A 494-nucleotide genomic window follows, 5' to 3' on the forward strand; every position below is an offset into this window, starting at 1 on the left:
TATTTCCATTCTTCTTTTAAATAACTTCCATCGGAGTATTCATACCACCAAATACCATTATATGATTTCCAAGACCCTGTAATCCATCTTCCGTTTTTATCGACTCTGTAACCGTCAGGTGTAGTAGTATTAGTTAGCATATAGCCACCCTTACCTAAGTAATAGTCACCAATCCATTCATTCTCAGCCATAGCACCACTATCTTTAAGATAGAACCAATCATTTCCTAATAGATTCCAACCTGTTACCATATATCCTCCGGAATTGAAATAATACCAACTTCCACTAATGTATTTCCATTCTTCTTTTAAATAACTTCCATCAGAGTATTCATACCACCAACCAGTAGAATTTGATTTCCAAGACCCTGTAATCCATCTTCCATTTTTATCGACTCTGTAACCGTCAGGCGTAGTAGTGTTAGTTAGCATATAGCCACCCTTACCTAGATAGTAATATCCGATCCATTCATTCTCAGCCATAGCACCACTATC

Annotated in this window: 1 pseudogene; it reads right to left on the reverse strand. The window is 37.0% G+C overall.

Annotation, left to right across the window (positions count from 1 at the left end):
- Positions 1–494: pseudogene (locus tag HMPREF3181_RS03990) on the reverse strand (hypothetical protein); the annotation flags it as partial.

Origin of the sequence: Parvimonas sp. KA00067 (assembly GCF_001553085.1) — a bacterium.
Classification (GTDB): Bacteria; Bacillota; Clostridia; order Tissierellales; family Peptoniphilaceae; genus Parvimonas; species Parvimonas parva.